The organism is Bradyrhizobium sp. SZCCHNR1015 (genome assembly GCF_032489875.1).
Classification (GTDB): domain Bacteria; phylum Pseudomonadota; class Alphaproteobacteria; order Rhizobiales; family Xanthobacteraceae; genus Bradyrhizobium.
The window spans coordinates 93,608-114,777 of sequence record NZ_JAUEYW010000018.1; the positions used below are offsets into that span (position 1 = coordinate 93,608).

General features: G+C 63.4%; 25 protein-coding genes. 9 read left to right on the forward strand and 16 right to left on the reverse strand.

Going from position 1 to position 21,170, the window contains the following annotated elements; genetic code table 11:
* Positions 1–166 precede the first annotated feature (166 nt).
* A complete protein-coding gene (locus QX128_RS27880; RefSeq protein WP_316216396.1) occupies positions 167–592 on the forward strand; it encodes a tripartite tricarboxylate transporter TctB family protein in 426 nt (141 codons plus the stop codon).
* A gap of 10 nt (positions 593–602) precedes the next feature.
* Positions 603–2,159 (forward strand): tripartite tricarboxylate transporter permease, encoded by a 1,557-nt coding sequence (locus QX128_RS27885; protein WP_316239097.1) that lies wholly within the window; start codon positions 603–605, stop codon positions 2,157–2,159.
* Between the two features lie 3 nt (positions 2,160–2,162).
* On the opposite strand, the gene QX128_RS27890 is transcribed toward QX128_RS27885, so the two are convergent.
* From QX128_RS27890 to QX128_RS27925, 8 genes are all read right to left on the reverse strand, one after another.
* Entirely contained in the window at positions 2,163–3,128 is a 966-nt protein-coding gene (locus QX128_RS27890; protein WP_316239098.1) for a D-2-hydroxyacid dehydrogenase family protein, read from the reverse strand.
* A 90-nt stretch (positions 3,129–3,218) separates the two neighbouring features.
* The gene (locus QX128_RS27895) at positions 3,219–3,485 is read right to left on the reverse strand and encodes a hypothetical protein (protein ID WP_316239099.1); all 267 of its coding nucleotides are present in this window, start codon (positions 3,483–3,485) and stop codon (positions 3,219–3,221) included.
* A 931-nt stretch (positions 3,486–4,416) separates the two neighbouring features.
* Positions 4,417–4,848, reverse strand: a complete 432-nt coding sequence (locus QX128_RS27900) for a type II toxin-antitoxin system VapC family toxin (protein ID WP_316239100.1) — start codon at positions 4,846–4,848, stop codon at positions 4,417–4,419.
* A 4-nt stretch (positions 4,849–4,852) separates the two neighbouring features.
* Positions 4,853–5,095 (reverse strand): type II toxin-antitoxin system Phd/YefM family antitoxin, encoded by a 243-nt coding sequence (locus QX128_RS27905; protein WP_316239101.1) that lies wholly within the window; start codon positions 5,093–5,095, stop codon positions 4,853–4,855.
* A gap of 273 nt (positions 5,096–5,368) precedes the next feature.
* Positions 5,369–5,737, reverse strand: a complete 369-nt coding sequence (locus QX128_RS27910; RefSeq protein WP_316239102.1) for a hypothetical protein — start codon at positions 5,735–5,737, stop codon at positions 5,369–5,371.
* A gap of 220 nt (positions 5,738–5,957) precedes the next feature.
* The gene (locus QX128_RS27915) at positions 5,958–6,131 is read right to left on the reverse strand and encodes a DUF1328 domain-containing protein (RefSeq protein ID WP_316239103.1); all 174 of its coding nucleotides are present in this window, start codon (positions 6,129–6,131) and stop codon (positions 5,958–5,960) included.
* A gap of 144 nt (positions 6,132–6,275) precedes the next feature.
* Positions 6,276–6,650, reverse strand: coding sequence for a hypothetical protein (locus tag QX128_RS27920; RefSeq protein ID WP_316239104.1), 375 nt, complete (start codon positions 6,648–6,650; stop codon positions 6,276–6,278).
* A gap of 151 nt (positions 6,651–6,801) precedes the next feature.
* The gene (locus tag QX128_RS27925) at positions 6,802–7,911 is read right to left on the reverse strand and encodes an AI-2E family transporter (RefSeq protein ID WP_316239105.1); all 1,110 of its coding nucleotides are present in this window, start codon (positions 7,909–7,911) and stop codon (positions 6,802–6,804) included.
* A 140-nt stretch (positions 7,912–8,051) separates the two neighbouring features.
* On the opposite strand from QX128_RS27925, the gene QX128_RS27930 reads away from it, so the two are divergent.
* The 5 genes from QX128_RS27930 to QX128_RS27950 all read left to right on the forward strand — a co-directional run bounded on the left by QX128_RS27930 (position 8,052) and on the right by QX128_RS27950 (position 12,008).
* Positions 8,052–8,537 carry a hypothetical protein gene (locus QX128_RS27930; protein ID WP_316239106.1) on the forward strand — a complete coding sequence of 162 codons (486 nt, stop codon included), beginning with the start codon at positions 8,052–8,054 and terminating at the stop codon, positions 8,535–8,537.
* 274 nt (positions 8,538–8,811) lie between these two features.
* Entirely contained in the window at positions 8,812–9,171 is a 360-nt protein-coding gene (locus tag QX128_RS27935) for a hypothetical protein (RefSeq protein ID WP_316239107.1), read from the forward strand.
* Position 9,172: 1 nt separating this feature from the next.
* Positions 9,173–9,430, forward strand: a complete 258-nt coding sequence (locus QX128_RS27940) for a DUF5985 family protein (protein WP_316239108.1) — start codon at positions 9,173–9,175, stop codon at positions 9,428–9,430.
* Positions 9,431–9,721, forward strand: coding sequence for a DUF5985 family protein (locus tag QX128_RS27945; protein ID WP_316239109.1), 291 nt, complete (start codon positions 9,431–9,433; stop codon positions 9,719–9,721).
* A 43-nt stretch (positions 9,722–9,764) separates the two neighbouring features.
* The gene (locus QX128_RS27950) at positions 9,765–12,008 is read left to right on the forward strand and encodes a trehalose-6-phosphate synthase (protein ID WP_316239110.1); all 2,244 of its coding nucleotides are present in this window, start codon (positions 9,765–9,767) and stop codon (positions 12,006–12,008) included.
* A 32-nt stretch (positions 12,009–12,040) separates the two neighbouring features.
* Here QX128_RS27950 and QX128_RS27955 read toward each other — a convergent pair whose 3' ends face one another.
* The 5 genes from QX128_RS27955 to QX128_RS27975 all read right to left on the reverse strand — a co-directional run bounded on the left by QX128_RS27955 (position 12,041) and on the right by QX128_RS27975 (position 16,487).
* Positions 12,041–12,490 carry an SPW repeat protein gene (locus tag QX128_RS27955; protein ID WP_316239111.1) on the reverse strand — a complete coding sequence of 150 codons (450 nt, stop codon included), beginning with the start codon at positions 12,488–12,490 and terminating at the stop codon, positions 12,041–12,043.
* Between the two features lie 87 nt (positions 12,491–12,577).
* Positions 12,578–13,183, reverse strand: coding sequence for a PRC-barrel domain-containing protein (locus QX128_RS27960; RefSeq protein ID WP_316239112.1), 606 nt, complete (start codon positions 13,181–13,183; stop codon positions 12,578–12,580).
* 87 nt (positions 13,184–13,270) lie between these two features.
* Positions 13,271–13,675 (reverse strand): BA14K family protein, encoded by a 405-nt coding sequence (locus QX128_RS27965; RefSeq protein WP_316239113.1) that lies wholly within the window; start codon positions 13,673–13,675, stop codon positions 13,271–13,273.
* 182 nt (positions 13,676–13,857) lie between these two features.
* Positions 13,858–14,517 carry a response regulator transcription factor gene (locus QX128_RS27970; RefSeq protein ID WP_316239114.1) on the reverse strand — a complete coding sequence of 220 codons (660 nt, stop codon included), beginning with the start codon at positions 14,515–14,517 and terminating at the stop codon, positions 13,858–13,860.
* Positions 14,514–16,487, reverse strand: a complete 1,974-nt coding sequence (locus tag QX128_RS27975) for an ATP-binding protein (RefSeq protein WP_316239115.1) — start codon at positions 16,485–16,487, stop codon at positions 14,514–14,516. Before QX128_RS27975 ends, QX128_RS27970 begins: the two co-directional genes overlap by 4 nt.
* Positions 16,488–16,667: 180 nt before the next feature.
* Here QX128_RS27975 and QX128_RS27980 point away from each other — a divergent pair, with 180 nt between their 5' ends.
* Complete coding sequence (locus QX128_RS27980) at positions 16,668–17,474, forward strand: Crp/Fnr family transcriptional regulator (RefSeq protein WP_316239116.1); 807 nt, start codon at positions 16,668–16,670, stop codon at positions 17,472–17,474.
* A 188-nt stretch (positions 17,475–17,662) separates the two neighbouring features.
* Positions 17,663–18,928, forward strand: a complete 1,266-nt coding sequence (locus tag QX128_RS27985) for a sodium:proton antiporter (RefSeq protein ID WP_316239148.1) — start codon at positions 17,663–17,665, stop codon at positions 18,926–18,928.
* Between the two features lie 91 nt (positions 18,929–19,019).
* On the opposite strand, the gene QX128_RS27990 is transcribed toward QX128_RS27985, so the two are convergent.
* Genes QX128_RS27990 through QX128_RS28000 form a run of 3 tightly spaced genes read right to left on the reverse strand, consistent with a single transcriptional unit; the run spans position 19,020 to position 21,114 of the window.
* The gene (locus tag QX128_RS27990) at positions 19,020–19,736 is read right to left on the reverse strand and encodes an SDR family oxidoreductase (protein WP_316239117.1); all 717 of its coding nucleotides are present in this window, start codon (positions 19,734–19,736) and stop codon (positions 19,020–19,022) included.
* A 48-nt stretch (positions 19,737–19,784) separates the two neighbouring features.
* Positions 19,785–20,459, reverse strand: coding sequence for a peroxiredoxin-like family protein (locus QX128_RS27995; protein WP_316239118.1), 675 nt, complete (start codon positions 20,457–20,459; stop codon positions 19,785–19,787).
* A gap of 34 nt (positions 20,460–20,493) precedes the next feature.
* The gene (locus QX128_RS28000) at positions 20,494–21,114 is read right to left on the reverse strand and encodes a glutathione S-transferase family protein (protein WP_316239119.1); all 621 of its coding nucleotides are present in this window, start codon (positions 21,112–21,114) and stop codon (positions 20,494–20,496) included.
* Positions 21,115–21,170 lie beyond the last annotated feature (56 nt).

Below are 21,170 nucleotides of genomic sequence, written 5' to 3' on the forward strand. Positions count from 1 at the left end.
CAGCTATTCTTGATGCGAGTGGAGGAAGCCCATCACGTCTGTCCCGCCCGACTCTGAATATCGAGGCCGACCAGACGACTGAGCGCGTGTCCAGGTTCGTCACGAACGTTGGGCTCCCTCCTCATGGGACAATGTGCCGATCTCAAGCGCACGCCCCGGAGGAAACATGACGATCAATCGAGACCTGGCAAAAGGGCTGAGCCTGCTCGCCATAGCCCTGTTCTTCGGCCTGCAGGCGCGTGGCTATTCCCTGGGTACGCTGGGCCGTGCAGGACCTGGCATGTTTCCGCTGGTCGTTTCTGCCCTGCTCTTCCTCGTGGGCCTCGCGATCGTCGTGCGCACCCGCCTCGTCAGCGCCGGCAAACTTGAATTCAAGGCGAGGAACATCGCACTCGTGGCCGCCGGCCTGCTCAGCTTCGTGCTGCTCTCCGAACACGTGAACATGCTGGTCGGCCTTGTCGTCATGGTGCTCGTCACCTCCTACGCGGCCTCCGACTTCAAGCTGTCGCGCGCTCTGGCGCTGAGTGCCGTCCTTGCTTCCGTCGCGCTTGCGATGAAGCTCGGCCTCGGACTGCAGCTCCCGCTCTATTGAGGCGACACCGATGGATATCCTATCCAATCTCTCCTTCGGCTTCAGCCACGCCCTGACGCTCAACAACCTGCTGTTCTGCGCCGCCGGCTGCACCATCGGCACCCTGGTTGGTCTGCTGCCGGGGCTTGGGCCGCTGGCGACGATCAGCCTGCTGCTGCCGCTGACCTACTCCTTGCCGACCGACGGCGCGCTGATCATGCTGGCCGGAATCTATTACGGTGCCCAGTATGGCGACAATGTCAGCGCCATCACGATGAGGATGCCGCACGCATCCAGCATCATCGCCTGCATCGACGGCTATGAGATGACGCTCAAGGGCAAGACCGGCCTTGCGCTGTTTACGGCGGGCATTTCCAGCTTCATCGGCGGTACGATCGCGACGATCGTCCTGGCGTCGCTCGCGCCGCCCTTGAGCCAGCTGGCGCTGATGTTCGGCCCGACCGAATACTGCGCGCTCGTGCTGCTCGGCTTCCTCTGCGTCAGCCTCGTGACGACCGGGAGCGTTCTCGACGGCCTGTCGATGTGCCTCGTTGGCGTCCTGCTCGGCCTCGTCGGCACCGACGTCAACACCGGCACCCTCCGGTTCACGATGGGTCTTCCGCAACTGTACGACGGAATCGCGCTCGTCAGCCTGTCGCTCGGCTGCTTCGGCATCGCCGAGATCACCAAGAATCTGGACAAGGACCGGCAGACGTCGCCGTTTCGCGGAGAGATCAAGCTGATACCGAGCTGGACCGAGTTCAAGCGCATCATCCCGAGCGCGCTCCGCGGCAGCGCAGCCGGCTCGCTCCTCGGGCTGCTGCCGGGCGGCGGCCCCGTCATTGCGCAATTCGCCGCCTATGCCGTCGACAAGAAGTTCAGCAAGTACCGCGACGAGATCGGCCAGGGCGCGATCGAGGGCGTTGCCGGACAGGCGGCGGCCGACGAAGCGGCCGCACGCACGAGCTTCATTCCGCTGATGAGCATCGGCATTCCCGAGAATGCCGTGATGGCGCTGATGATGGCGGCCTTCATCATCAACGGCATCAAGCCGGGGCCCACCATGATCGCAGACCATCCCGATCTGTTCTGGGGGCTGGTTGCGAGCATGTGGATCGGAAATCTTTTCCTGGTCGTCCTGAACGTTCCGCTGGTCCGCTACTGGCTGACGGTCTTCAAGATTCCCTACAGCGCGCTCTTCCCCTCGATCCTGTTCTTCTGCTGCGTCGGCACCTACAGCGTCAACAACAGCCTCGACGACATCTACACCACGGCATTCTTCGGCGTGCTTGGCACCATCTTCTTCCGGCTCAGCCTCGATCCCGCGCCCTTGATGCTCGGCTTCATCCTTGGACCGATCCTGGAGGAGAACTTCCGGCGCGCGATGCTGCTCAGCCACGGCAGCCTCACGACGTTCGTCGAGCACCCGATCAGCGGCGGCATTCTCGGAATCGTCGCCCTGATCTTCGCCTGGCAGATCGTGTCCGGGCTTGTGGCGCGGCGCCGACCGGACAAGGGGTCAAGCGACGAGCCGCGCGGCACGACGCCATTGGTGCCGACCGCCGAGACCTTTCAGGCGCCAGGATAGAGATCAGGCGCTCAAGACCCGGATCGGCTTGCCGTCGAGCCAGGCGGCGATGTCCTCCACGGCCTGGCTGAAATAGGTCCTGTAGCTGTCGCGCGAGGCATAGCCGAGATGCGGCGTCAGCAAGGTGTTGGGCGCCGACAGGATCGGCGCATCCCGCGGCAACGGCTCGACATCGAACACGTCAAGCGCCGCACCTGCAATCCGGCCGTCCGTCAGCGCGGCAATCAAAGCGGCCTCGTCGACAAGGCCGGCGCGCGACGTATTGATCAGACAGGCCGACGGCTTCATCCGCGCCAGTTCCGCGGCGCCCACGATGTTGCGGGTCCGCTCGCTCAAGACGACATGCAGGCTGATGAAGTCCGCGCGCCGGAACAACTCGTCCTTCTCGACGAAAGCGGCGCCTCCCGCCGTTGCATCCGTCGGCGTCAAGTTCTGGCTCCAGGCGATGACATCCATGCCGAACGCCCTGCCATATCCGGCCATCTGAGCGCCGAGCCGGCCGAGCCCGAGAATGCCGAGCGTCAAACCCTTCACGGCATAGCCCATCCGCGTCTGCCAGCGTCCCTCGCGAAGCGCGCGGTCCTCCAGCACGATATTGCGCGACAGCGCCAGGAGCATTCCGAAGGCCAGCTCGGCCGTCGAGCTGCTGCCGGTATCGGTGCCGCAGACCGGGATGCCGCGCGCCGCGCAGGCGGCCACGTCGATGCCCAAATTGCGCATCCCCGCGGTGACGACCAGCTTGAGATTGGGCAGGCCGGCGACCAGCGAAGCCGGCAACTTGGTCCGCTCTCGGATGAGCATGATCACGTCGAACGGCAGCAATCGCGCCAGCAGCGCGTCCCCCGTCACATTGTCATCGAAGAACGTCGTCGTGGCACGGGGCTCGAGCGAGCTCCAGTCCGCGAGCGAGTGCGCGACATCCTGAAAGTCGTCGAGCACGGCAACGCGGACAGGTGTGACTGCTGGCATGAGATGGGCTCCGTCCCTTCGCGAGGTCATGTCGATCAGGCGATGTTTTCGTTCGAAACGATACCTAGTCCGAGCATCAAGTGGCCAGCATCACGCGAATTCCAGCAGTTGGAACGGATGCAAACAAGGCCGGGCCGTCACGGCAATCCCCGCGCGTGAGGTCGGACAGTCCGCCCAGGCGGCAGGCCCTGACGTTTTGCCTGACGATGAGCCGCTCATCGCCATCGTCGATTTGCCGAACAGCAGCTTTCCTGCACCGTCAGAGAGATCGCGGATCACCTTGCGACTGTCGACCTGATGCGGAGCATCACCCGGACGCGTGCTATACGTTTCAAACAGCGGATATGGCTGAGTCATCTCGCGGCGGTCTCCGCCCGAGTTGTTCTCTTACTTGAACCTCTCCTTCCGAAGAAGAGGCGCAGGGAAGACCGGGTATCGGCTGATACCCGCGGTCCGCGTGCAACAAGAAGCACGCGGCAGAACCACAGGTTCAGCCTAATATCCGGCCTTCCCTGCGCGACGGTTTTGCGACTTATAGGCGCTCTCCCCGGGGATCGGCTGTCTTGCCCCCGTCACCTGCGGCTCATCATCACCACCAGCTTGGCATCAGCACCGCGATGCCAGGACCACACCATTTCGCCGTCGCCTCGCTCCGTCCGTCGGCACGGGCTGTGACACCCGGCTGCAGAGCAACGCGCCCATCGCCTCCCCAGCTCGACGCTCGTGACGATCGCGAAACGTCCCTCTTCAGCGAGCCGGGATGCGCGAGAATGTGGATGTGATTTGCCCGACGACACAATTGATAAGTCTGCGACAAACTGGCACGACGGGCAGTTGGTGCATGCGGGGCATGCATGGATTGCCCGTCGGGCAGAGGATCATTCAGTCGATCGGCGACAGCGAAGGAGCGCCGAGGCGCAGCCTAAACCCTCTCCATGAGCACGCTGCTCATGGTCTACCTGCCGTTCCGGGTGCGGAGCTAACCCTCATGGTGAGGAGCGCCACATCACCGGTCGTGCCATGACGAAGAGTCTTCATGGCGGCGCGTCTCGAACCATGAGGCCTCAGCTCTGGCCTCACCCTTCGAGACGCGCGCCAAGAGGCGCGCTCCTCAGGGTGAGGAGTGAAAGTGTGATTTGACGCATCAAGCTGCTGATCGGATCAAATGCCGTCTCCCCCCTTCATGAGCAAGCCCTTCAGGGTCCACGTGCAGCTTCGGTTGCGGAGCTGCCTCTCATAGTGAGGAGTGCCGCTCGGCGCGCCTCGAACCACCTTCATCTCGTCGCGTTCACGGCAGCGCCGTAAACGGATCGCGCACGGCCACACCCAGGGGCTCGTAATGCCGGAGGTTGCGGGACAGGATGGTCAATTGATGCCGGCGAGCCGTCGCGGCGATGATGATGTCGGCAAAGCCCGGCGCATGGCCGAGCCCCCTCGCCCGGTCCGTCAACGTGCCGGCGATCCGGGCGGCCTTGATGTCGAATGGGAGAATACGGTCGCCGTAGAGATGCACCACCGTCTCCAGCCACGCGGCGATATCGGCACTCTTGCGCGTGGCGCCTTCCCGCCGCACCTTCGCGATCCCGTCCTCGATCTCCGCGACCGTCACGACCGATATGAACAGCGACGCCGATTGCGCATCCATCCAATCGACCAGCGCGGCAGGGACCGGATGTCCTAGCGCCCCCGCCGAAATGACGTTGGCATCGACGAGATACACGATGTCAGAAATCGGCGGTTCGTGCCGGAGACGGATTGCGCTCGGGCACATCATCCGCTGCCAGCGGCGCCGCCATCAACAGCCGTCCAAAGCTCGGTACGTGAGACAGCCGTTCCCACTCCTCATAGCTCAAGACGACCGCTTCGCGCTTGCCGTGACGCGTGATGACCGACGGCTTGCCCTCCACCGCCTGATCGACCACGGCGGAGAGGTTCGCCTTGGCATCACGAAGCTGAATCTCGCGCATGGTTCTGCTTGTCCAAAAAGTGACTACAGTAGTCATATAACGCAAAGGACCCGCTGCCGCAAGCCGTTAGAGCTCCTGCCCAACGTCCGCGACCAAACCTGCTCAATCAGCAAGCCTGTGGGAGCTGGAGAGTTTTGTGGACTGGCACCGTGATCCCCCGCCACGACAGCGCCGAGCGCGACCGCAAATGAGCGCCGCGCCTCGGCTACTAAGGCCCATGTAGTACACCCCGCCGCCGAACGAACTCGGACCTGGATAACACTTGGGGCAGAGTCACTGGTGTTGAAGTGCTCTCCAATTGTCGTTCCGAAACAGAAAACGAATCGCTTCATCCAGCACGAGCGCGTTCTCAACATCATTGAACTTGTGTTGGCTTCGTAGCCTGCTATCGCTTACCGATTGAAGGTAAAAAGAACCGTCGGTTCCATAGGTCTTCAGATCGGTCCACGGAACAAGTCGTGGTTTGGCCTTCCAGCCCAAAATGTTCCAGCTCCCGTCTATCCAAGCACCAGTACGGACCAGAGTGACGTTTCCGATCTTTACCGCCTCGTCACGTTCGAGCTTTTCGATCAGCTTTCGGACGAGGAGTTGACCCGAGGCTCGCCAGATTGATCCTAGTGTCGCGTCGAATGCATCATCCAATCTGTCGCGATCTGGAAATAGCTCGCTGAGCAGGTGCGCGCTCGACCAGCGTCGGCTCGAAGCCCGCGGCCTTCAGCCAATAAGCGAGCGTCGGTCCCGCGATCCCTGCCCCCGAGATCAATACGGTTCTCATCGGCAACACCCAGGTGAAGCCTTTGAACTTGGTTGCACAGCCGCTTGGAATCACGGGCAACCACGCTTGCAGCATAGCTTCTCGAACTCAGAAGATCACTTCTCCGGCCACGAACGCCAACACGATGAAGACCACGAAGATCGCGAGAGCGGCGAAGAACAGCCATTTGGCGATCCGGGCGGAGCCGGCGGCAATGCCGCTGAATCCGAGAAAGCCTGCGACGACCGAGATGACGAAGAAGATGAGCGCCCATTTCAGCATGGAGCCTCCGGAGCAAACGCGCTTGTACGCGAGAAAATAGACGACCGCTCCCCGTGCGCAGCTCTCAAGCGCTGCGGCGCCCACCAACGGCGCCGCCGCAACGCGTTCTTGCGCCGTGGTGACGGGCGCATGCGATCTGCAGCGCTACTTGCTGCTGTTGTTGGCCTTCGAGCTGCTGCCTGAGCCATCGTGACTGGCGCCGGCCGCGCTGCCCGTGGTCTGGGCCTGGTTGTCGATCTCGGTGAACATGGTCAGGGAGTGCGGCCCGATCACCATCGTGACCGGATCATTGTTGCTGTCCTTCGCGCTGACCAGGAACGAGCCGGGCACCACGTTGATGTCGGTGAAGCCCTGCTTCTGCAGCTTCTGCTTGATCTGCTGCGGCAGCGGCTGGGCCTGGTTCGACGCCTGTGCGCCTTGGGTGCCCGGTTGCGAGCTGGCGCTGGTTCCTTCCGCGAAAGCCGGAGCCTGAAGCGCCGCGAGCACCAGCAACGATGATCCGATGAGTTTGATGGACATGGAGGTCTCCTCTATGAGGTTGCACTGAGCTCATGTTGAACGGAGGCAAAGCCGGATGGTTCTCTTCCGTTCGAGGGGCTCGGTGCGCCGCCGTACCACTCGACGGTGCCACCATGAGCAAAGCCCGTCACGACCGGACATTGGGCGTCGCTCAGCCACCGCGCACTCGCGGCTCGCGATCAAGAAAGTCGGCGACATAGAAGCGCTTTCCCAGGGCGAGCAGCACAGCCGCGACGGGCGTCGCCAACGCCAGCCCCAAGGTGCCGAACATCACCCCGAACAGCAATTGCATCGAGATTGTGAATGCAGGAGGAAGAGCGACCGTCCTCTCCTGAACGCGCGGCGCGATCACATAGCTCTCGATGAACTGGATAGCGACGTAGAGAGCGGCGATCCAAAGCGCCCGCATGGGTCCGTCCGTCAGGCCGATCAGGACGGCGGGTGTCGCGGCCAGAACCGGACCGATGTTCGGAATGAAGGTCAACAGCGCAGCCAACACCGCAAGCACCAGCGGCAGCGATCCGCCGAGCGCCCATAACCCGATGCCGGTGAGAATGCCGACCACCGCCATCGACACGAATTGCGCGAGCAGCCAGGCGCGCAAGGTCTGTCCGGCCTCCGCCAGCATATCGGCCGCTCGCGGCCGCATGCTGGGAGCCACCAGCGCCACGATGCCCCTCACATAGAGTTCAGGGTTGGCGGCACTGTAGAGGCCGATGAAGACGACCACCACCGTGCTGCCGAGGAACCCCAGCGTCGTCGAGAACACGGAGGTTGCCTCTCGACCCGACGGCAGGAACCTGTCGACGTCCAGCAGACCGACGCCCCGCTGCATCCAATCGTGCGAGTCGATCATGTGCTTCGCGGCTTCGATCGCGCGCGGAAGTCCATCAAGAAGATTCTGGAACTGGTCGGCGAGCCTGGAGCCGGCGAAGGCAAGAAAGCCCGCCAAAAACGCAACGAGCGCAACGCCGAAGATGCCAAGTCCGACAGCCGGTCCGACGCCAAGCCCTTTCGCGATCCATGAGCCGCCGCTCCTCAGGAAGACGCCGAACAGGATGCCGGCAAAGACGATCAGCAGAACATCCGGAGCGAGCCACAGAAGCACCGCGGCGATCGCGCCGACCGCAAGCATGCACACGACCCTCTGCGGCATGTTTATCCTCTCTCGAACCAGCTCGATGCGCGTTTGCATTGACAACGCACACCGGAAGACACGGCGGCGACGCACGCCGCCTTTTTCTTCCGGATCGGCGGGCAAGTACGGACGCGTACCAACAACCGCTCTGCCATGGCCTCGAAAGCCGTGCTGGATTGTTGAAGAGCGATCGGCGTCAACGACCTTCTCTGAGCGGATGAGGACGCCGGTGTCGACCCAATGCACGACGACAGGAGCGAAAGATGCGCAATTTCGGCTTGGCACTGTCCCTCTCTGCAATGATGGCGATCACGCCGGTCGCCGGCACCTGTGCCGCCCCGCTGACTCCGCTGTCCGCAACCGCCAGGCCCGCGGCCCATCCGTTCGGCAGTCAAGGCGAGCTGACGGAAGTCCGCTGGCGCGGCGGTTGGGGAATCGGCGCCGGTCTGCTCGCAGGAGCGCTGATCGGCTCGGCTCTGGCCTCGCCCTACTACTACGATGCTTATCCGGCCTATGATGGCTACGGATACGCGTACGGCCCGGCTGGCTATGATCCTCGCTACGCGTATACGCCCTACTGGGGCGGGTATGGGTGGGGCGCAGGCCCCGGTTTCTATACGGCCTACAGCTACGCGCCTGCCCCGTGGGGCTACACGATGCGCCATCAATGGCGGAACAGCTATGGCTGGCAGCCGAGGCGGTGGCGGCATCACCATCACGGCGTGATTCGCACACACCATCGTTGGTGAGCACAAGTACGGGACCAATACCGCCCGGCCCGCATCAAGCAGCGCGCACCGTCCGACACCTCCCATGCTCGTCGGCGCGATCGGTGCCCGAAATCCATCCGCCTGGAGTTGGTACGGCAGCGTACCAACTTGAGCGCGCAACAGCGCATTGGACTTTGGCAGAAAGCGGAACCACACTGCCGCCTCGAGCATATGTGAGGCTGCTTGATCCGCTCGCCGAATTCCACCAAGCTGCGGGCAAATCAGATCTCGTTGCTTCATGCCCAAACAGCCCTTGGCCAAGACCATTCAGGACTTCATCCTGAATCACATTCACACTGTCGCCCAGATGGAAGCCCTGCTCTTCCTCCATTCTCACCCGCGGGAACGTTGGGTGGCCGCAGAGATGGCCAAACGGCTCTACGCCACGGAACGCGAGATCGTCGCCGCGCTGGCCGAACTTCACCGTGATGGTTTTCTCAGCGAAGCTGACGGGCACTATCAATTCGACGCATCTCCGGAGCGCGCCGAACGCGTCGCGGAACTCGCCGAGGCCTACCGTCATCAGCTCATTCCGATCACGAACCTGATCCACGGCAAGCGGCGGAGCATCAATGCGTTCTCGGACGCGTTCAAGCTGCGCAAGGACCGCTAGCATGGCCGCGGTGATCTACACTCTGTGTGCGCTGACCTGCGCCTTGTGCACCGGCCTGCTTGCGCGCGCCTATGTCCGCTTCCGATCGCGGCTTCTGCTCTGGAGCGCGATCTCGTTTCTTGGACTGACGTTCAACAACATCGCTCTGTGGGTCGACAAGATCATTCTGCCTGAAGCCGACCTCTCGCCCGTCCGCAACGCGATCGCGCTGATCGCGATGCTGGTTCTGATCTACGGCCTCGTTTGGGAGTCAGAGTAGATGGCACATCTTGGCCCGGTGCTCGGCGGCAGCGTCGCCGCCTGCTCTCTCATCGCCGCCCTGTTCTTCCTCAAGTTCTGGCGCAGAACCGGTGACCGCTTCTTCCTGTTGTTCTCGGCCGCATTCACGGTCGACGCCGGATCCCGGTTCCTGCTTGCGGCAGTTGCGGTCTCCGATACGACCGAGCCGATGTACTACGTCCCTCGGCTGGTCACTTTCGGCCTCATCCTGACGGCGATCATTCAGAAAAACGCCGGCCGCAACGCGCAAGATCCTCGCAATTCAGATTAGGAGACGCCACATATCACCTCGCACAGTGCTTCCGGGACGAAGAATGATCTGGTCCGCAGGTCAGTTCATGCGCCGCCCGGCGGCGAGATATCTCGCTTTGACCGCCGTGGCCGTCGCGATCGTCGTGGCCGGCCTTGTCATTCTCGCCTCGGTCCTGATCGAGAGCTGGTCGCGGCAGGACGTGGACCTGCGCTCGCGGCTGGTGTTTCGATCGGTCCGGGATCGGATCGTCGCCGCCGCGAACTCTCCGCAGCAGGCCGACATTGGCGCTCTGTTCGAACGCATCACCGAGGACGAACGCATTCTGGCGCTGGGGTTCTGCACACCGGACGGCGAGCTGCGCTACGCGACAAAGGACTTTCCGCGCTCCATCACCTGCCGCGCCATCGACCGGGACAAGCGCCGCACCTTCGACACGACCAGCTCAGGCCGCCGCGTCAATGTTGGAATCTTTCCGGTCAACGCTCCCCAGGCCGCCGGAGATCTGCTGGTCATTCATGATCTTGCCTATGTCGACGAGCGGGCCGCCGAGGCGCGCGTCTACGCCGGGCTTGCGCTGGGCGGAATCGCACTCGGACTGGGCCTGTTTGCCTTCGCCGTCGTATCCGCGCTGACCCGATCCTGGGCGCGGTCCATCCGAAGCATTCTGCAAGGCGCATCCGCCGGCGCCGAGGCGCCGTCTCCGTTCAGCGGCTCGCCGATCGGCCGTGCCGTGCACGCCACGCTTGCCGAGCTACGGGCCGAGCGCCGCTTCGGCAGCGACATCAACATCGACTGGTCGCCGCATACACTGCATCGGCTGCTGGTGGAGCGATTGCCGGACGCGCAGGTGGTCGTCGTCTCCAACCGCGAGCCCTACATCCACAACCGTTCGAGCGAGGGCATCGTTCTGCAAAATCCTGCCAGCGGCCTGGTGGCCGCACTCGAGCCGATCATGCGGGCGTGCGGCGGGGTCTGGATTGCGCATGGCTCCGGTTCCGCCGACCGCGACACAGTCGACCGGCATGACCGCCTGCAGGTTCCTCCCGGTGATCCCGCCTACACCCTTCGCCGGGTCTGGCTGACCGAGGAGGAGCAGACAGGCTACTACTATGGTCTCGCCAACGAAGGCCTCTGGCCGCTCTGCCACATCGCGTTCGTTCGCCCGACATTCCGGGAGACGGATTGGCTGCAATATTGCAAGGTGAACGAGCGCTTCGCCGAGACGGTCGTCCAGGAGGCCACACGCGACGATCCGATCGTCCTCGTGCAGGACTATCACTTCGCGCTGCTGCCCCGTATGATCCGTGACCGGCTGCCGAAGGCGACGATCATTACGTTCTGGCACATCCCGTGGCCGAATGCAGAAACATTCAGCATATGCCCTTGGCGCAACGCCATCATCGAGGGCCTGCTGGGCAGCACGATCCTGGGCTTTCATACGCAGCTTCATTGCAACAATTTCCTCGAGGCCGCCGACCGTTTCATGGAAAGCCGCGTCGACCGCGAGCACATGTCCGTCACCTATCGTGGTCAGGAGGTGCTGGTGAGGCCATATCCGATTTCGATCGAATGGCCGCCAGCGGCGCTTGCGAACCAGGCTCCGACGGAGTCCTGCCGCGCGTCGGTGCAACGGCGGTTCGGCCTGTCAGCAGATGTGCGGATCGCAGTGGGGATTGAGCGTTTCGACTATACGAAAGGCATTCTCGACCGGCTCAAGGCGGTGGACGATCTCTTGACCCGCCACCCCGAATGGATCGGCCGGTTCGTGTTCATCCAGGCCGCGGCACCGACACGGAGCAAGCTCGGCGCGTACAGCGCTTTGCAGGAAGAGGCCGAGACACTCGTCAACTGGATCAATGCGAAACATGAAACACGCGATTTCGCACCGATCCGTCTCGTCATCCGCCATCATGAGCCCGATGAAGTCTTCGAGCTGTTCAGGGCCGCCGATATATGCGTCGTATCGAGCCTGCATGACGGCATGAATCTGGTTGCGAAGGAATTCGTCGCCGCACGTGACGACGAACAGGGCGTGCTGATCCTGTCGACCTTCGCCGGAGCTTCCCGCGAATTGTCGGAGGCCTTGCTCGTCAACCCCTACGACACGCACGGCATGGCGGACGCGCTGCAGAATGCGTTGCAGATGCCCTCGTCCGAACAGCGCAACCGCATGCGGCTGATGCGGGAGCTCATCCGGGAGCGCAATGTCTATCGCTGGGCGGCGCAAATGCTGCTCGACGCATCCCACATTCGGCAGCGTCAACGCATCGGATCAGTCGAATTGCAGGCACAGCGATCGGCGTGATGAGGTCCTGCGCTCGGCATCCCCCCGCGACTTCAGCACGGGGCCGCTGCAGCGCGGCGAAGCAGCAGGAGCCGCGAGGTCGCAAGGGCGAATGCCATGACGCCGCTCAGCCCGACGGTGACGGCTGGCAGGCCGGCCAGACCGATCACGAGCGGGGACAGAATGGCTGCTGCCGACGCGAGGAGGAGAATGTATTCTTCCCAGACTTCGAACGCCGCCAGCGCAGCGAAGCTGGTGACGCCGATGACAGCCCCGAGCACGCCGGCCGTCTGCGTCGCGGTGTTCGGTGCCGGGCCGCCGAAGCCGAGAATCCAGGGTGACGAGAACAGGAACGCCCCGACGACAAGGCTCGCGAGGTCGCACCAGATCCCGGCCAGGAACGCTCTCCTCACCGTATGCTTGACCGGGACTCTTTCGATACGCTTCAGACCAGGCGCGTGCGCGCCTGCCCGGTGGGGCGACGCATTGCCTTCGATCGTCATTGAGCTTTCCTCCGGAGCGGAGCCACAGATCCTTGAGAGCTGCAGCACGACCGGAGCGGCGCGCGCGCCGCTCCGGTTCGTCCTTGCCTACATGCTGCTCGGATATTTGAACGATGGAGCCGCCTTCAACTGCTCCGCGGTCGTATCCATCGATGCATGCCAACGCTTGTCGTTCTGATCATATTTGATCTTGATCGCCGATGGACGCACCGCCACGTACTGGTCGCCGATCCCGAGGAAGCCGCCGACCGAGAGGATGTAGCCGTCGACACCGTTCTCGTTGAAAGCGATATCCTTGATGGTGCCGATGTTCTGCTTGGCCATGTTGAAGACGTCCAAGCCGATCACACGCGATCCGAGCCCGTCCTTGGCCGGAACGGATGTGAAGGCGCCGCCGGGAGCTGTGTCGGAGGCCGATCCAGCCGCGGAAGCTGTATTCGCGCCGACCGTCGCCACTTCAGCAGTGGCGTTCGCTCCCACGAGCACCGTGATCGGGTTGCCTGACCTGTCGTTCGCCTGGATGACGGTTGAGGCGGGCATCACCTTCACATTCGTGAAGCCGGACTGCTGGAGGTTGGCGACGATGTCCTGCCGACTGCTCTGATTTGCCGGCGGTGACTGCGATGCGGTCTCGCCGAACGTCGCGGTCGACGCGAGAGCTGTCAGCGCCAGTGCTGCCGTTATGTTTCGCATTCGATCGATCCTTTTAGGTATGTGCTTTCTTTCGGGACCTTGGGTGCGTCCATGAGGAGCCACTTCTCCTCATGGACGAGCCGCTGCTCATGGACAGGGATGGCGCTGTCCGTCGTAGCCGAGATAGGTGCCGGAGCCCGGGTCGTAGGATTTGAAGCGCTGCGAGCAGTAGGCGTCCGTCTCGGCCGCCTGTGCGCGGCTGTTGGCGATTGCTCCGCCGATGACCGCACCTGCGGCGAGACCGCCGATCGCGGGGCCCCAGCCGTAACCGCGGTGATGCCAGCCGTATCCCCGATAGCCATATCCCCGATACCCGTGATGCCAGCCGCCGCCGCGCCAACGCGCTTCAATGACATTGGACCGGTTGTCGATGCTTGCGGTTGCGACCGGGGCCTTTGGTGAGATGACGGTGGCGGCACTTGCCATCTCGCCGCTCGAGAGGATGGCGACGAGCGCGACGGCCGCGATCGGAACTGCGTTTTGGGTCCGCATGTAGTTCTCCTTCGTTTCGACTTGCGAAGGACCAATCCCGTCCATCCGTTCGGGTTCTCGCGGAGTGTACCGCTGCGTACCAGTGATGGAGTGAGGAGAGTCATGCGCGCTGGTGACGACAGCGTCGGCCCAGCGGAAGAACGCGTTCTCAGCGTCAGCGGCAATCTGTCGCGACCCCACGCCTATCTGGCGAGATCCCCGAGCCACCCTTGCGAAACGCCGTATCGGACGATGTCGGCCCTGGTGGAGAGGCCAAGCTTCTCGATCGCCCGCGCCTTGTGCGTTTCGATCGTCTTCACGCTCACGTCGAGGCGCCCGGCAATCTCCTTGTTGCTGAAGCCCTGCGCGATGAAGCGCAGCACTTCGGCTTCGCGCGGCGTCAGCTCGTGTTGGGACGCCTTGTCGGGATGCGACTCGTCGAGGCGCGCCGTCGGCAGCACCTTCTCCGCGATGGCGGGATCGAGATAGACGCCGCCCTCGGCAATGGCCCTGATCGCACGCACGAGATCTTCGGCAGCAGAGCGCTTGAGCAGATATCCACGCGCGCCAGCCTGCATCATCGGTTCGATATAGGCGCGATCTTCGTGGACCGTGAGCGCCAGCATCCGTACCGAGGGCGCCCGATCGGCAATCCTGTGGGCCAGCTCGATGCCGCCGATCACAGGCAGCGATATGTCCAGAACCGCAATATCCGGCGTCTCGCGTGCAATGACTTCGAGCGCGGTCTCAGCATCGGTCGCCTCGCCGACGACCTCCATGTCCGCGACGTGCGCGAGGAGCGCCTTCATCCCGGCCAGCACCAGAGGGTGATCATCCGCAAGCGTAATCCGGATCGTGGTCAAGAGCTCACACTCACGTTGGTCACGGGAACGGTCATGAAGAGCGTCGTTCCGTGCTTCGGCTCGGTTTCAATCGCGAGCGTCCCGCCGAGCAGAGACATTCTTTCTTCGATGAAGGAAAGACCCAACCTCTGGCTCGCAACCTCCTCGCCCTCGGGCCGGTCGGGATCAAATCCCTCACCATCGTCTTCGACGATGACGCGCAGCTCTTCGCCCCGGCGGTCGAGCACGACGCTGACCCGCCGCGCGCGCGCATGCTTTGCCACATTGGTCAACGCTTCCTGGATCGCACGATAGACGGCGCTCTCGACTTCCGGTGGAAGCCGGCCGGTGCGCCCCAACGTCTGGACGTCAGTGCTCAGTCCGTATCGTCGGCTCCATTCGGAACAGAATGCCTCCACGGCCTTGTACAATCCGAGATCGTCCAGGGCGGTGGGACGAAGGTCTGCCGCAATCTGATGAATATCACGCCCGATGTCACTTGCGAGCGACTGCAAGGAATGCAGGCGATCGAGCTGCGCCGCCTGTCCCGGCATTTGCGCAAGCGCCTGCTCGACATTCTTGAGACCGAGCAGCAGGCCGGTCACGGTCTGGCCGATCTGATCATGCAATTCCCGCGATAGACGCTTGCGCTCGTCCTCTTCCGCCTTGCCAAGACGCCGCAACAGGCGCTGGCGGTCGAGCTCCGCACGCTTGCTGTCGTCGATGTCGATCAGGACAGCGACGACGACCTCGGCGCCTGTATCCGACCGATGCGAGCTGCGGCCGTTGACGCGCAACCAGCGCCCCTGAGGGGTTGCGGTCCTGAAATCCACCGTCACCGCCTGATCGCCTTGACAGTGCAGCAGGGCAGTCTTGACCACGTTGCGGTCAGCCGGCTCGATGGCATCGACGAGTTGATCCAATGCGAGGGTGAGGTCGTCAGGGCCAGCCATGTCACGCAGCTGCAGCATCTGGAGCGCTCGCCCGGATGCGATCACCTCGCCAGTCGACACGTTCAGGCTGAAGACACCGAGATCCGCAGCATCGACCATGATGCGTCGGCGCTCTTCACTGGCCTTCAAAGCCAGCGCGGCCTGGGCTTCCTGCTCCAGACGCCGCTGCGAAATGTCGCGCGCCGTGAACCAGACGAGCGCCATGCCCAGCGCGAAGCTGACCGCACCTCCGCTGGCGAGCACGATCGCCGAACGACGCACGGGAGCATCAAGCTGGTCTGTCGGAATTCCGAGATGAACTGACCAGCCGCTGGTGCCCGGCAATTCCTTGAAGATCGAATCGACGGGAGTGCCTTCGACCGTCGTTCCCGTGTAGTTTCCCTCCGAGCCCTCCGAAATCGCCTGCCGAACGGCGGCGGCCGCGGGACGGCCGAGCTCAAATTGGTCGCCAATCGTCCGCGCGACGATGTTGCCTTTCGCGTCGACGACGACACCCACCCATCCCGGCGGAGCGCCGGCGCCTTTGAGGATCTGACTCACCGCGTCCGGCACGAGGGCGACCGTCAGGACGAATTTCAGTTCACCATGCCGTTCGACCGGCGCCCGCAGCGCGACCAACCGTTTTCCCGAGATGGGTCCGATCGGCCCGATGCCGCCGATCGCGGCCTTGCGCGTCGTCAAGATGCGTTCGAAGTTTTCACGATCCGCCGTTGCCCCCAGATCTGCCCCGATGGGCCGAAGCAGATTGAGCACCTGGTTGCCCTTGGGATCGACGAGCTCGATCGTCTCCCAGAGCGGCCTTGCCTGTTTGATCCGCAACGCCTCGATGTAGAACGAGTCGAGATCGGGAGCGTCCAGGCTCGCAGAGGTGGCGAGTGTCTCCGCGATTTCGACTTGAAGACCGAGCTCAGAGGACAGGCGGCTGACGACACGGTTGAGCGTTTCGAGCGCAGCCACACGCGAATCGGTTCGCGCCTGCCGGGCATTGAGGAAGACGACCCAACCCGCGAACAGGATCAGTGGAATGGCAGCGGCCATGACCAGGAGCACCAGGGACCGCCGAGTGGCACTCGCTTTCGTGCTGGTCACAACATCCTCTAGAACCGGGTTGTCCGAAGGGTCAGGTTTTTCCTGACGGCGTCTGACCGTCAGCCCGACTGGGATCAGCGTCGTGCACTCACCATCAATAGTCAAATGGTGATGGTCAGGACGGTCGACATGCTGAAACCCGAGACGATGCAGGAGCGCACGTGGAACGTGGGACCGCCGCGGACCATGTGGGCCGACGGAGCGCCCTGCCACAATGTGCATGAGACATGCAATGCCCTGTTGAGCAGGCTCCCGCAACGGTCCCGTCAGCTTCTGCTGGAACGTTGCGAGACGGTCGACCTCACACCGAAAATGCGTCTCCAGGATCGCGGAGTTCCCATCCAGTACGCCTACTTCATCGAATCTGGCGCTGCGTCCGTGAGCACGCGGGCCGGCGACTGCCTCCAGGTCGAAATCCAGACGCTTGGCAAGAAGGATTTTGTCGGCATTCCCCTGGTGCTCGGGATGCGGATTTCACCGCATATCTGCACGGTCCAGATGCCGGGAACCGCGCTACGCATTCCCGCCGAAGCGCTCATCCATTTAATCACCACGGATCGCGACATCGAGAAGATGTTGCTGCGCTACGTCCAGGCGACGCTCATCCAGAGTTCCCAGCTCGTGGCGTGCAACTCACGGCACAGCTTGAACCAGCGGGTCGCGCGCTGGCTGCTGGTCGCCAGAGACCGGACCGACAGCCCGGAGATCGGCATCACCCATCGCAGCATCGCCCAGGCCCTTGGCGTGCGGCGCGCCAGCATCACGGACACGTTTGCGGAGATGGAGGCGGCAGGCCTGATCCGCCGGAGCCGGAAATATATTGCGATCAGCGACGAAGTCTGCATGGCCGAGCTGAGCTGCAACTGTCACCGCGTCATACAAGCTGCCCACGAAAATTCCCTGTTCGGAAGTCCCAGTCTGCGCGGCGCGCCATGATGAACGAGCGTCCTCCGACGGCGTGACGTCTGATCCCCTGAGTGGAACCAACCCTCTCGCGAAGGCTTTCCGTGAGAACGACGGCCTGTTCGCCGGCGGGGCGGCTGGCCGGGCCAGGACACGGTCGGCCGCCGATCGTCAGAGCAGCCGCGTGCATCACGGCGCCACCCCAGAGGAGCGAGAATAATTTGGTATTTTCCCTTCTGGACCTGAGCGCAATTCTGCTGGCGCTCTCGGCACTGTTCGGCTGGCTGAATCAGAAATACAGCCCCCTGCCGCATTCGATCGGCCTGCTTCTGATGAGCGTCGTGGTCTCCGGCATTCTGGTTGCGATCGATGTGGCCGCACCGTCCCATCATCTGTTCGCGCCGCTGACGAACGCGCTGTTGCAGATCGACTTCACCTCGGTCGTGATGAACGGGATGCTCGGCTTTCTCCTGTTCGCCGGCTCACTGCACGTCGATCTGCAAAGGCTCAAGCGCCGTGCAATTCCGGTTCTCACGCTGGCGCTGTTTGGCACGGGCATATCGACCTTGGTGGTTGGTTTCGGCTTCTACGCAGCATGCACGGCCATCGGCCTGCCGATGTCGCTCGCCTGGTGCCTGGTGTTCGGCGCCCTGATCAGTCCCACCGATCCGGTGGCTGTCATGAGCACGCTCAAGAACATCAACGTCCCGCCAGACCTCGAGATCGAGATGCAGGGAGAATCGCTGTTCAACGACGGCGTCGGCATCGTTCTGTTCACCATCCTGCTCCGCTACGCCACGGGGAGCGGAGATGTCGGTGCCGTCGATATCGGCGAGATGCTGCTGCTGGAGGCGGGTGGCGGCATTCTCCTGGGGCTCGCGGGCGGCTACATCGCCTACCGGGCCATGCATGCGATCGACGATTACGCCATCGAGGTGCTGGTGTCTCTGGCGCTCGTCACCTCGGTGTATGCGGCTGCCCTGCGGCTTCATTGCAGCGCGCCGCTTGCCGTCGTCGCAGCCGGATTGCTGATCGGGGATCGTGGCCCGCGATATGCCATGAGCGAGCAGACCCAGCGCTATTTGTTCGGACTTTGGACGCTGATCGACGAGATCCTGAACTCCGTGCTCTTCCTGTTGATCGGTCTCGAGGTCCTCCTGCTCCGCTTCGGCGCACTGGCGTTGCTGGGCGCCGCGACGGCCATTCCGCTCGTGCTGGTGGGCCGCCTGACCGCAGTCAGCCTTCCACTGCTTTTCCTTGCCCGGACCAAGCTCGTCTCAGCCCACAACATCCCGTTCCTGACCTGGGCCGGCGTGCGCGGCGGCATCTCGGTGGCCCTGGCGCTGTCGCTTCCGGAAGACCCGGCCAAGGCGCCGATCCTCGCCGCGACCTATGCGGTCGTCGTCTTCAGCGTGATCGTGCAGGGATCGACACTCGGTCTCGTCGCCAGGCGGACCCTGTCTCTGCCGGCCAAGGCCGGGCGCTGAGGTTCGACCCTGCCCTGCTCACTCCCCGCCCCCAGCGCCTCGCAGGACCAGATTGGACCCTTTCGGCGCCGTACCGATCTCTGTCCAGGTGCTAGAACGCAGCCTTGCCGATCGAAGCGCCCCCGTCAACTTGGATCGTCTGGCCGGTGATGAAGGCGGCTCCGTCCGACAACAGGAACGCGATCGCCGCGGCAATCTCGCCGGGTTGCCCGAAGCGACGCATCGGAACGCCCGAGAGATAGCGGCGCTCGCCTTCGCTGCCCGGCGGGTTGTTGGCGCGGAACAGCTCCGTCTCGGTCGGTCCGGGGGAGACCGCGTTGACCGTGATGCCCGTGGTCGCCAGCTCGAGCGCCCAGCTGCGGCTAAAGCTGACCAGAGCGGCCTTTGCCGCAGCGTAGGAAGTGCGTTCGACCGAGCCGAGCACGGTGAGACTGGAGACGTTGACCACCCTCCCCCAGCCACGCTCCATCATGCCCGGTAGGAGAGCCTGCACCGTCTGCAATGCTGGATGCAGGTTGACCTGCATCACCTCGTCCAACACGGGCAACTCAATCGCACCGAGCCGCTGCGGCCGAACCAGGCCGACATTGTTGACGACGCCGTCGAAACGGAAGCGGACCACGAGCTCACGGAGCGCTTCGTCGGTCGCGCTCGTGTCAGCGAGGTCGACCGACACGAGCGTGCCTGGAAAGTCTTCTGCCGCTCCGCGCGCAAGACCCACGACGCGATGCCCGTCCCGTGCCAGACAATCCGCGAGCGCACGGCCGATGCCCTTGCTGGCACCGGTGATGAGGAATGTACGAGACATTGAGATCCTCGCAAATTGGCTTCGTCCGCAGAGCGGCGGAGACGCAGGTCAAACGGCGACCGCGGCTGCGCGCCGAAGCGCGGGCAGCATGTCCTCAGGCTCGGGACGACGGGTGTAGTCCGGGTTCACCTCGGCGTAGAGGATCAGGCCGTCAGGTGCGATGACGTAACGAGCCGGCATCGGCAGCGTCCAGCTCGGGTCGCCGTTGAAGGCCGGCAGATCATTCTTGAGGCTCTTGTAGAGATCGACGAGATAGTCGGGCAGCGCGAAGCGAAGCCCGAAAGCGGCGGCCACATCGTTGTGCGTGTCCGACAGGATCGGAAAGCCGAGCTCGTTCTGACGCACTGACTTTCGGCTGTTCGCCGCCGTCTGCGGCGAGATCGCGACCAGACTGGCGCCGAGCTTCTCGAACTCCGGCAGCGCTGCCTGGAGCGCCTGCAGCTCCATGTTGCAATAGGGGCACCAGACGCCACGATAGAAGCTCACGACCAGCGGGCCCTTGGCGAGCAGGTCCGAGGACGATACGAGCTGGCCATCTGGATCTTTCAATGAGAAGACCGGCGCCCTGTCGCCCGCCTTCAGCGCGCGCGTCGCGGCACCGCTCGCGATCAGTTCGGCCGTGGCCCGGTGCATCGTCTCGATCACCGATCGTGGCACTTGATAGGGTGGTTTGCCCGCTTCGAAATCGGCCTTGAAGGCATCGAGCTTGGACTGAAGCGTCATGATCTATCTCCGTGGATCAGGGTGAAAGGAAGCGTCAGGCGGCAGGAATGAGCGCGTTCACGCGCGTGACCGCGCGCTGCACAGCTGGCCGGCTTTCGACTTCGCCGTACCAGCGCGCGACATTGGGCGCCTGCCCAAGATCAACGCCGGCGAACTCGCGCCGCCACAGCCAGCCAAAATGAGCGATATCGGCAATCGTGAACTCGTGGCCGGCGGTGAAGGGCTGCTTGGCAAGAACGCCGTCGAGGATCGAAACTGTGCGCTTCGCTTCGTTGGAGAAGCGCTCGATCGCGATCGGCTGCGGCTCGCTCGCCAGACGCTGAAAGAAGCCCGATTGGCCGAACGCCGGGCTCAAGCCCGACGCGTGGAAGAACAATTGCTCGAAAACGCGCGCCCTCCCCTCACCCGAGGCCGGCAACAGACGACCCGTCTTCTCAGCGAGATACACCAATATGGCGGCGGACTCGGTCAGGACGATATCCCCGTCGACCAGCACCGGCACCTTGGCATTGGCGTTCAGTGCAGTGAAATTCGGCGCCTTCTGTTCGCCTTTGCGGATGTTCACGCCGTGCAGCGCGTAATCGAGCCCCAACTCTTCCAGCGCGACCGGCACCTTGATGCTGTTCGGCGTGGCGAAGGCATAGACGTCAAGCATGATCTCGTCACCTCAAGTGCAGCTGGGGCCGATGCCCAAGACCGAGGAGCCCAGTC

What these genes read in the sequence shown, in the direction of transcription:
- QX128_RS27980 (WP_316239116.1), top strand. Translation starts at nt 16,668, where the DNA reads ATGCTGAAACCCGAGACGATGCAGGAGCGCACGTGGAACGTGGGACCG.
- QX128_RS27915 (WP_316239103.1), bottom strand. Translation starts at nt 6,131, where the DNA reads ATGCTGAAATGGGCGCTCATCTTCTTCGTCATCTCGGTCGTCGCAGGC.
- QX128_RS27930 (WP_316239106.1), top strand. Translation starts at nt 8,052, where the DNA reads ATGCGCAATTTCGGCTTGGCACTGTCCCTCTCTGCAATGATGGCGATC.
- QX128_RS27940 (WP_316239108.1), top strand. Translation starts at nt 9,173, where the DNA reads ATGGCCGCGGTGATCTACACTCTGTGTGCGCTGACCTGCGCCTTGTGC.
- QX128_RS27890 (WP_316239098.1), bottom strand. Translation starts at nt 3,128, where the DNA reads ATGCCAGCAGTCACACCTGTCCGCGTTGCCGTGCTCGACGACTTTCAG.
- QX128_RS27965 (WP_316239113.1), bottom strand. Translation starts at nt 13,675, where the DNA reads ATGCGGACCCAAAACGCAGTTCCGATCGCGGCCGTCGCGCTCGTCGCC.
- QX128_RS27880 (WP_316216396.1), top strand. Translation starts at nt 167, where the DNA reads ATGACGATCAATCGAGACCTGGCAAAAGGGCTGAGCCTGCTCGCCATA.
- QX128_RS27885 (WP_316239097.1), top strand. Translation starts at nt 603, where the DNA reads ATGGATATCCTATCCAATCTCTCCTTCGGCTTCAGCCACGCCCTGACG.
- QX128_RS27905 (WP_316239101.1), bottom strand. Translation starts at nt 5,095, where the DNA reads ATGCGCGAGATTCAGCTTCGTGATGCCAAGGCGAACCTCTCCGCCGTG.
- QX128_RS27920 (WP_316239104.1), bottom strand. Translation starts at nt 6,650, where the DNA reads ATGTCCATCAAACTCATCGGATCATCGTTGCTGGTGCTCGCGGCGCTT.
- QX128_RS28000 (WP_316239119.1), bottom strand. Translation starts at nt 21,114, where the DNA reads ATGCTTGACGTCTATGCCTTCGCCACGCCGAACAGCATCAAGGTGCCG.
- QX128_RS27975 (WP_316239115.1), bottom strand. Translation starts at nt 16,487, where the DNA reads ATGGCCGCTGCCATTCCACTGATCCTGTTCGCGGGTTGGGTCGTCTTC.
- QX128_RS27990 (WP_316239117.1), bottom strand. Translation starts at nt 19,736, where the DNA reads ATGTCTCGTACATTCCTCATCACCGGTGCCAGCAAGGGCATCGGCCGT.
- QX128_RS27950 (WP_316239110.1), top strand. Translation starts at nt 9,765, where the DNA reads ATGATCTGGTCCGCAGGTCAGTTCATGCGCCGCCCGGCGGCGAGATAT.
- QX128_RS27945 (WP_316239109.1), top strand. Translation starts at nt 9,431, where the DNA reads ATGGCACATCTTGGCCCGGTGCTCGGCGGCAGCGTCGCCGCCTGCTCT.
- QX128_RS27895 (WP_316239099.1), bottom strand. Translation starts at nt 3,485, where the DNA reads ATGACTCAGCCATATCCGCTGTTTGAAACGTATAGCACGCGTCCGGGT.
- QX128_RS27995 (WP_316239118.1), bottom strand. Translation starts at nt 20,459, where the DNA reads ATGACGCTTCAGTCCAAGCTCGATGCCTTCAAGGCCGATTTCGAAGCG.
- QX128_RS27955 (WP_316239111.1), bottom strand. Translation starts at nt 12,490, where the DNA reads ATGACGATCGAAGGCAATGCGTCGCCCCACCGGGCAGGCGCGCACGCG.
- QX128_RS27960 (WP_316239112.1), bottom strand. Translation starts at nt 13,183, where the DNA reads ATGCGAAACATAACGGCAGCACTGGCGCTGACAGCTCTCGCGTCGACC.